Source organism: Cryobacterium sp. 10I5, from assembly GCF_035019865.1.
In the GTDB taxonomy this organism is placed as follows: domain Bacteria; phylum Actinomycetota; class Actinomycetes; order Actinomycetales; family Microbacteriaceae; genus Cryobacterium; species Cryobacterium breve_A.
On the sequence record NZ_JASJVI010000120.1, the window covers coordinates 1 to 8,661 of the forward strand.

At 69.0% G+C, this 8,661-nt stretch carries 10 protein-coding genes; all 10 read left to right on the plus strand.

What is annotated here, in order from left to right:
- The coding region (gene folK / locus QN350_RS18095) for a 2-amino-4-hydroxy-6-hydroxymethyldihydropteridine diphosphokinase (protein WP_323517048.1) at positions 1-365 on the plus strand (365 nt) is incomplete at its 5' end.
- Positions 362-847 carry a DUF3180 domain-containing protein gene (locus tag QN350_RS18100; protein WP_281533812.1) on the plus strand — a complete coding sequence of 162 codons (486 nt, stop codon included), beginning with the start codon at positions 362-364 and terminating at the stop codon, positions 845-847. The genes folK and QN350_RS18100, both read left to right, overlap by 4 nt.
- A gap of 142 nt (positions 848-989) precedes the next feature.
- On the plus strand, positions 990-1,487 hold the full coding sequence (locus QN350_RS18105; protein WP_416173057.1) for a PH domain-containing protein: 498 nt from the start codon (positions 990-992) through the stop codon (positions 1,485-1,487).
- Positions 1,484-3,196, plus strand: a complete 1,713-nt coding sequence (locus QN350_RS18110; protein ID WP_323503478.1) for a PH domain-containing protein — start codon at positions 1,484-1,486, stop codon at positions 3,194-3,196. The genes QN350_RS18105 and QN350_RS18110 overlap by 4 nt, the downstream gene beginning before the upstream one ends.
- A complete protein-coding gene (locus QN350_RS18115; RefSeq protein ID WP_323503480.1) occupies positions 3,193-4,002 on the plus strand; it encodes a Rossmann-like and DUF2520 domain-containing protein in 810 nt (269 codons plus the stop codon). Before QN350_RS18110 ends, QN350_RS18115 begins: the two co-directional genes overlap by 4 nt.
- Complete coding sequence (gene panC, locus QN350_RS18120) at positions 3,999-4,889, plus strand: pantoate--beta-alanine ligase (RefSeq protein WP_323503482.1); 891 nt, start codon at positions 3,999-4,001, stop codon at positions 4,887-4,889. Before QN350_RS18115 ends, panC begins: the two co-directional genes overlap by 4 nt.
- Positions 4,890-4,999: 110 nt before the next feature.
- Positions 5,000-6,592, plus strand: coding sequence for a lysine--tRNA ligase (gene lysS, locus QN350_RS18125; protein ID WP_322138735.1), 1,593 nt, complete (start codon positions 5,000-5,002; stop codon positions 6,590-6,592).
- A 5-nt stretch (positions 6,593-6,597) separates the two neighbouring features.
- Complete coding sequence (locus QN350_RS18130) at positions 6,598-6,822, plus strand: hypothetical protein (RefSeq protein ID WP_281533815.1); 225 nt, start codon at positions 6,598-6,600, stop codon at positions 6,820-6,822.
- A 12-nt stretch (positions 6,823-6,834) separates the two neighbouring features.
- Positions 6,835-7,008 carry a hypothetical protein gene (locus QN350_RS18135; RefSeq protein WP_322138736.1) on the plus strand — a complete coding sequence of 58 codons (174 nt, stop codon included), beginning with the start codon at positions 6,835-6,837 and terminating at the stop codon, positions 7,006-7,008.
- Between the two features lie 6 nt (positions 7,009-7,014).
- A complete protein-coding gene (gene cls / locus QN350_RS18140; RefSeq protein ID WP_322138737.1) occupies positions 7,015-8,478 on the plus strand; it encodes a cardiolipin synthase in 1,464 nt (487 codons plus the stop codon).
- Positions 8,479-8,661 lie beyond the last annotated feature (183 nt).

Genomic DNA, 8,661 nt, shown 5'->3' on the forward strand with positions numbered 1-8,661 from the left:
CGGACGGCGTCGACGACGACGCGCCCCGCTACCTGAACCTGGCCGTCGGCATCCGCTTCACCGGCGACGCCCTCACCCTGCTCGACGCGGTCAACACCATCGAGAACGAGCACGGACGGGTGCGCGCCGAGCGCTGGGGCGACCGCACCCTGGACATCGACGTCGTCGTCTTCGGGGAGCTCGAACAGGCGGATGCCCGACTCACCCTCCCGCACCCGCGCGCGGCCGAGCGTGACTTCGTCCTCGCCCCCTGGCTCGACCTCGACTGGGACGCGGTGCTGCCGGGCCGCGGAGCGGTGGCCGACCTCCTCGCCGCGATCGGTTCGACCGTGCACCGCTATCCCGTCGCGGAGGCGAGCCGATGAAGCGCACCCGAGCCTCCGTGATCGTTGCCTGGGTGCTCGGCGCCCTCGTTGTCGGGCTGCTGCTCGAGCTCGCGCTCGCTGCCGCCGGTCGCTCGATCCTGCTGCCGCCGGCGAGCCTCGCCCTCGCCCTCGTGCTCTGCGCGATCGTGGTCTTCGGCCTGGCCTGGCCGATCCGGAAGTCCACGCGGGGCGCCGTTGACGGCAAGCCACGCAAGCCCGTCAACCCGTTCATGGCGGTTCGGGTCGCCGCGCTCGCCAAGGCATCCGCTTACAGCGGGGCCCTGCTGCTCGGAGCGGCCGGCGGCCTCGGCCTCTATCTTCTGACCCGTTCGGTGACTCCGGCGGTAGCATCGGTATGGCTCACCATCGGGATGGCGTTCGGCGCAGCGGTCCTCCTGGTGAGTGGTTTGGTTGCCGAGCATTTCTGTACTCTCCCTCCGGACGACGACGAGGACAGCAAACGAGGAGAAGTGCGTGCCTGACACCACTGAGGGAATCGCCGTCCCGGTACCGGTTGCCCCGGAACCCGCCGCCGCGTCTTCCTCCGCCCCGGCATCCGAAACCGCACCGGTGCTCGAAACCGCCCTGGTGCTCGAAACCGCCCCGCTTCTCGAAACCGCCCCGGTGCCCGACCCGGACGGCCGCCTCGAACTGCCGGTCGCCGGCGAGTGGAAACGGGTCTCCCCGCGCTACGTCGTCGTCGAGATCGTTGGCACGGTGATCTTCGGTCTCGTCCTCTGCGCAGGCGCGACCGCCCTCTGGCTGCTCGCCGAGGTGTCCTGGGCGCCCATCGTGCTCGCCCTGATCGTCGTCGTGACCCTCATCGTCGTGCTGTTCGAGCCGCGCCGGGTGCGCTCGATCGGGTACCAGCTCCGCCAGGACGACCTGCTCTTCCGCCGCGGCATCATGTTCCAGCGCTTCGTCTCGGTACCGTACGGCCGGATGCAGCTCATCGACGTCACCCGCGGCCCGGTCGCCCGTTGGCTCGGCCTTGCCGACCTCAAGTTCGTCACCGCCGCCGCAAGCTCGGGCGTGCTCGTCCCCGGCCTCGCCTTCGACGACGCCGAGGCGCTGCGCGACCGGCTCGTCGAACTCGCCGAGAGTCGCCGGGCGGGACTGTGACCACCCTCGCCGACGGGGAATGGCACCGGCTGCACCCGGCGAGCCCACTGCTGCGCGGCGGACTCTTCATCGTGGCCATTCTGGGTTTCATCATCAGCAATCTCCGTGAGCGCCTGATCGACTTCTTCTTCCACGTGCCGACCTACGGTGACGACCCGATCGACGAGCTCTTCCGCCGCGGCGCGGTCGGCTGGGCGCTGCTCGGGGTCGTCGTGATCCTCATCGTCATCCTGGTCGCCTTCTACCTGTCCTGGCGGATGCACACCTTCCGGGTCAGCGGCGAGGTCGTCGAGGTGCGCAGCGGGCTCGTCTTCCGCAGCAACCGTCGCGCCCGCCTCGACCGCATCCAGGGCGTCAACATCGTGCGCCCGTTCATCCCGCGGCTGTTCGGCGCGGCGAAACTCGAGGTCAGCGTCGCCGGCCAGGACGCAAACGTGCACCTCGCCTACCTCGGCTCCGCGGCAGCGGATGCCCTCCGCCGCGACATCCTGCACCTCGCCTCCGGCGTGCGCGCGGCGGCAGCACTTCCCTCCGACTCCGCGCCCGACGCCGCGGCGGAGGGTGAGGACTGGGTCGAGCACGCGGGCACCCGGGCGGCGGGAAGCGCCCTCGGTCCGTCCCTCGGCAGCGCCATCGGGACAGCGGCAGGCGGCATCGCGGGCGGGATCGGCGGCTTCGCGACCGACCGGGCCCACGAGTTCTTCGCCCCAGAACTCGACCCGGACGCCGCGCCCCCCGAATCCGTCGTGCGGATCCCGCCGGGTCGCCTGATCGGCTCCGTGATCTTCAGCAGCTTCACCGTCTTCGTGCTCATCGCGATCGCGGTGCTGGTCTGGAGCGTCTCCGCCGGGGGCAGCGGCTGGCTGCTGATCGCCATCTTCCCCGGCCTGATCGGAAGCCTCAGCTTCTACTTCACCCGCTTCACGAAGTCCCTGCGCTACAGCATCGCGGGCACACCCGACGGGGTGCGGGTGGGCTTCGGCCTGCTCTCGGTGAGCAACGAGACGCTCCCGCCCGGCCGCATCCACGCCGTGCGGGTGTCGCAGCCGCTGATCTGGCGACCGTTCGGGTGGTGGCAGGTGCGGATCAACACAGCGGGCCATTCCACCAACAAGGGCGCGGCGGGCGAAGCGCACACCACCACACTGCCGGTCGGCACGCTCGCCGACGTCGCCCGGGTTCTGGAGCTGATCCTGCCCGGCTTCGACAGCGACTCCGGCTCCGAGAACGGCAGGGAGAAGCTGCTCGTCGACCGTGGCGTGCGCTCTCCCGGCGGTGACGACGGCTTCACAAACGCGCCGCGCCGGGCCGCCTGGCTCCGCCCGTTCTCCTGGCGACGCACGGGCTTCACCATCGCGGCCGACACCGTACTCCTGCGCCGCGGTTTCGTCAGCCGGGAACTCATCCTCGTGCCGCTCGCCCGGCTGCAGAGCATCTCGATCGAACAGGGCCCGATCCAGCGGATGTTGCGCCTGGCGAATCTCCGGGTGCACACCGTCGCCGGCCCGGTCGTCGCCGCACTCCCGGTTATCGACGTCCGCGAGGGGGAGCGCCTGTTCGAGCGCCTCTCCGCAGGGGCGATCTCCTCCGCGCGTGCGGACACCAGTCATCACTGGGCCGACCCCGGGCATCCGCTGAACCAGGCGACGCCCGATCGACCCGCACTGCCCCTCCCGACCCTCGCGCCGACACCGGAGGCGGCGCTGTGAACGCCCGCCCCGGACGCCTCGGCATCGGCATCGTCGGCGCAGGTCGGGTGGGACCGATTCTCGGAGCCGCCCTCGCCGGAGCCGGCCACGCGATCGTCGGCATCTCGGCGATCTCGCAGTCCAGCCGCGACCGGGCCGAGGCGATCCTGCCGTTCGTGCCGATCCTGACCGTGCCGGAGATCGTCGAACGCAGCGAACTCGTGATCCTCGCCGTGCCGGACGCCCAGCTCGCGAGCCTCGTCGCCGGGCTCGCCGCCACGAACACCTGGCAGGCCGGGCAGCTCGTGCTGCACACCTCGGCGAAGTTCGGTATCGGGGTGCTCGAGCCCGCGCTCGCCCAGGGCGCGATCCCGCTCGCCATCCACCCCGCGATGAGCTTCACCGGCACGAGCATCGACCTCGCCCGCCTCGCCGACAGCTACTTCGCCGTCACCGCGCCGACACCCGTGCTGCCGATCGGGCAGGCGCTCGTCGTCGAGATGGGCGGAGAGCCCGTCGTCGTCGCCGAGGGAGACCGGGCCCGTTATGCCGAGGCCGTGGAGATCGCCACCGCGTTCTCGACATCGATCGTCGACCAGGCCGCCGCCCTGCTGGCCTCGATCGGCATCGACCGACCCGGCGGCGTGATCGGACCGCTGATGCGCTCGGCGATGGAGAACGCCCTGTCCCGCACCGCACCCGACCGCCTCGACCTGTCGGCACTCGACGACGACCTCGACGACCATGACCTCGACGACCCTGTCGCCCCCGAAGACCCCACCAGCCAGAACGACCGCACCGACCGCACCACAACGGAGGACGAGTGAACGTGCTCATCAAACCAGAAGTCATCAGCACCATCGACGGGCTGCGCGAGCGCATCGCCGCCGCGAAGAACCGGGCGGAGCCCGGCCCGTCCGCGCGGGTCGTCCTCGTCCCGACCATGGGCGCCCTGCACGCCGGGCACCTGTCCCTGGTGCGCCGCGCCCACGCCCGCGGCGGCATCGTCGTGGTCTCGATCTTCGTCAACCCGCTCCAGTTCGGGCCCACCGAAGACCTGGCGTCCTACCCGCGCACCCTCGACGCCGACGTCGCTGCGCTCGCCGCAGAGGGCGTCGCATTCGTGTTCGCGCCCCAAGTGTCCACGATGTACCCGGACGGTGCAGCGGACACGCGCGTCACCGCCGGCCCGGTCGCCGCCCTCCTCGAGGGTGCCGTGCGCCCCGGCCACTTCGACGGCATGCTCACGGTCGTGACCAAGCTGATCAACATCGTCGGCCCGGACGTCGTCGTCTTCGGACAGAAGGATGCCCAGCAGGTCTTCCTCGTGCAGCAGGCGTTCGCCGACCTCGCCATGCGCACCGAGATCGAGGTCGTCCCGATCGTGCGCGAACCGAGCGGTCTGGCTCTCTCGAGCCGCAACCGCCGGCTCGAACCCGCGGACAAGGTGGCGGCCCTGGCCCTCTCCGCGGCGCTCGCGGCCGCGGTCGCGGCCGCCCACGACGGGCTGCAGGCCGCCCAGGTTGCCGCGCACACGATCCTCGCCGCCCAGCCACTGGTTAAGCTGGACTATCTCGTGGTCGTGAGCCCGCAGGACTTCCAACCGGTCGCGGCGGGCTTCACCGGCCCGGCACGGATGCTCGTCGCCGCGCATGTCGGCAGCATCCGGCTGATCGACAACGAGGCCATCGACCTCGGCAGCGCGCCGGCCTGAAGCACCCGCACCGAGCATCCGCTCGACCCGCACGACCGCACGAGCACGAGCACGACCGCACGAGCACGACCTCGCACCTGCACGAACCTGAATCGCCAACGGAGATCCGCATGAGCCAGCACACCGAAACGACCGAGCCGACCGAGCCGACCGCCGAGCAGGCGGTGCAGGCCGAGCAGGCGGTGCAGGCCGAGCAGGCCGAGCAGGCCGAGCAGGTCAGGGTCGAGCAGGAGAACAGCGAGCAGAAGCTCGTGCGCCTCGCCAAGCGCGACCGGCTCATCCAGGCCGCGACCACGCCCGGCGGCGGCGCCTACCCGGTCGGCGTTCCCGTCACCGACACGATCCCCGCCATTCGTGCCCGCTTCGGCGACCTCGAAGCGGATGCCGTCACGGGCGTCACCGTCGGCCTCGCCGGCCGGGTTGTGTTCCTCCGCAACACCGGCAAGCTCTGCTTCGCGAGCCTCCAGGCCGGCGACGGCAGCCGGATCCAGGCCATGGTCTCCCTCGCCGCCGTCGGCGTCGACTCCCTCGCCGCCTGGAAGGACCTCGTCGACCTCGGCGACCACCTCTTCGTCGCCGGAGAGGTCATCTCCTCCCGCCGCGGCGAGCTCTCCATCATGGTCACCGAATGGCAGGTCGCCGCGAAGGCCCTCCTCCCGCTGCCGAACCTGCACTCCGAGCTCAGCGAAGAGACCCGGGTGCGGAGCCGCTACCTCGACCTGATCAGTCGCGAGCAGGCCCGCCGCAGCGTCATCCAGCGGTCGCAGACCGTCGCGAGCCTGCGGAAGACCTTCACGGACCGGAACTTCCTGGAGATCGAGACGCCCATGCTCCAGGTGATGCACGGCGGCGCATCCGCTCGCCCGTTCTCGACCCACAGCAACGCCTTCGACACCGAACTCTTCCTGCGGATCGCGCCGGAGCTGTTCCTCAAGCGCGCGGTCGTCGGCGGCATCGACCGGGTCTACGAGATCAACCGCAACTTCCGCAACGAGGGCGCCGACTCGACGCACTCGCCCGAGTTCGCGATGCTCGAGGCCTACGAGGCATACGGCGACTACAACTCGATCGCGGACCTCACCCAGACGCTCATCCAGAACGCCGCGACGGCGATCTCGGGTTCCCACGTCGTGACCTGGGCGGACGGCACCGAATTCGACCTCGGCGGCGACTGGGACAGGATCGGCATGTACGACAGCCTCTCCACGGCCGTCGGCCGCACGATCTCCCCGGAGACTCCGCTCGCCGAACTGCAGGAGCTCGCGGCCAGGGAAGGTGTCGAGGTCGAGCACCCGATCCACGGCAAGTACGTCGAGGAACTCTGGGAGCACTTCGTCAAGGGCGGCCTGTCCCGGCCGACCTTCGTGATGGACTTCCCCGTCGACACGAGCCCGCTCGTGCGCGGGCACCGATCGGTGGCCGGCGTCGTCGAGAAGTGGGACCTCTACGTGCGCGGCTTCGAACTCGCGACCGGGTACTCCGAGCTCGTCGACCCCGTCATCCAGCGGGAGCGTTTCATCGAGCAGGCGAGCCTCGCGGCCGGCGGCGACCCCGAGGCGATGCGCCTCGACGAGGAATTCCTGCGCGCGCTCGAGTACGGCATGCCGCCGACCGGTGGCATGGGCATGGGCATCGACCGGCTGCTGATGGCCCTCTCCGGCCTCGGCATCCGCGAGACCATCCTCTTCCCGTTGGTAAAGTGAAGGCCATGAGCACCCAGCCGCACGACGACACCACCCCGGACGAGCCTTCCCAGGCAGCGGATGCCGTCGACAAGGTTTCCGCGGACAAGGTCACTGACGACAAGGCCGCTGACAAGGCCCCCAAGGAACGCCAGCCGATCACGACCAACCGGATCGTGCTCTGGGTGATCGTCGCCGCGATCGGGCTCTACTTCGTCGTCTCCGGCGTCTACGGCATCCTCGTCAAGTAGTCTGAAGGAACTATGGACTTCTTTTGGGGTGCGTTCTTCTCGATCCTGCCGACGGTCGCGCTCGGGCTGATCTTCTGGGTCATCATGCGGTCGATCATCAGGGCCGACCGCACCGAGCGGAAGGTCTACGCCGAGATCGAAGCCGAGGAGCGCGCGAAGCTCGGCCTTGAGAAGCCGACCACCTAACTTCGCATGTTCGGCATCGACATCTCGACCTTCATCCTCGTCGTGGCCCTGGTCGTCGATTTCACAATCCGTGTCGTTGCGATCATCGTCGTTCCCCGCAATCGCCGCCCCACCTCGGGCATGGCCTGGCTGCTCGCCATCTTCTTCATCCCGTACATCGGCGCACTGCTCTTCCTGCTGATCGGCTATCGCACCCTGCCGAAAAAGCGGCTGGAGATGCAGGCCGAGATCAACCAGTTCATCCTCGAGAGCACCGACGGCATCGAACAGGTTCGCCGCGACCATCCCTGGCCGGGCTGGCTCGAGTCCGTGGTCGAGCTCAATCGCAACCTCGGGGCGATGCCGCTCGTCGGCGGCAACACCGCGCGCCTGCTCGGTGACTACGACGCGACCTTCGCCGAAATGGTCGTCGACATCGACAAGGCCAAGCGCTGGGTGCACGTCGAGTTCTACATCCTCTCCCTCGACACGACCACCGCGCCGTTCTTCGACGCGATGGAACGCGCGGTGCAGCGCGGAGTGACCGTGCGGGTGCTGATGGACCACATCCAGTCGATGCGGAAGCCCGGCTACCGCAAGACCCTCAAGCGGCTCACCGAATCCGGGGTCAAGTGGGAGCTCATGCTCCCCTTGCAGCCCCTCAAAGGCAAATGGCAGCGGCCGGACCTCCGCAACCACCGCAAGCTCGTGACGGTCGACGGCGTCGTCGGCTACATGGGCTCGCAGAACATCATCGACCGCACGTACAACATGAAGTCGAACCTCCGGCGCGGACTCAGGTGGAAAGACCTGATGACGCGGCTCGAGGGCCCGATCGTAGCCGGGCTCAACGCGATTTTCATCACCGACTGGTACGGCGAGACGAACGAACTCCTCACCCGCGACATCCAGCCGGTGCAGCCCACACAAGCGCCGCACACCCTCGACTGCCAGGTCGTGCCGAGCGGGCCCGGGTTCGAGGGCGAGAACAACCTGCGGCTGTTCCTCGCCCTGCTGTACTACGCGCAGGAACGCATTGTGATCACGAGCCCGTACTTCGTGCCCGACGAGTCGATCATGTACGCGATCACGACCGCGACCCAGCGCGGGCTGCACGTCGAGCTCTTCGTCTCCGAGATCGGCGACCAGGCCCTCGTCTATCACGCCCAGCGGTCGTACTACGAGGAACTGCTGCGGGCCGGTGTGATCATCTACATGTACAAGGCGCCGTACGTGCTGCACGCCAAGCACTTCACGATCGACGACGAGGTCGCGGTGATCGGGTCGAGCAACATGGACATGCGCTCGTTCAGCCTCAACTTCGAGGTGTCCCTGATGGTGCGCGGCCGCAGCTTCGTGCGCGAACTGCGCGCGGTCGAGGACGGCTACCGGGCCGACAGCAAACTGCTCACCCTCGACGACTGGATGAAGCAGCCGCTGCGCTCCACCATCCTCGACAACCTCGCCCGCCTCACGTCCGCCGTCCAGTAGCCCCCGCCGCCCTAACCAATTCGACGGAGTTTTTGGTTTTTTCGATGCGTGAGAGCGCGATCTACGCGCTTTCCCGGCAAAATCTCCGTCGAATTAGTTAGGGGCAGGGGCAGGTGCAGCGGCGCCATCACGGGTGCTCGGGTCAGGTGCGGGGCTTCAGGCGCACGGTGGGGAGGTCGGGGG

Excerpts from the sequence above, each read along its gene's own strand:
- QN350_RS18100 (WP_281533812.1), top strand. The coding sequence starts at position 362 with ATGAAGCGCACCCGAGCCTCCGTGATCGTTGCCTGGGTGCTCGGCGCC.
- lysS (WP_322138735.1), top strand. The coding sequence starts at position 5,000 with ATGAGCCAGCACACCGAAACGACCGAGCCGACCGAGCCGACCGCCGAG.
- QN350_RS18130 (WP_281533815.1), top strand. The coding sequence starts at position 6,598 with ATGAGCACCCAGCCGCACGACGACACCACCCCGGACGAGCCTTCCCAG.
- QN350_RS18135 (WP_322138736.1), top strand. The coding sequence starts at position 6,835 with ATGGACTTCTTTTGGGGTGCGTTCTTCTCGATCCTGCCGACGGTCGCG.
- cls (WP_322138737.1), top strand. The coding sequence starts at position 7,015 with ATGTTCGGCATCGACATCTCGACCTTCATCCTCGTCGTGGCCCTGGTC.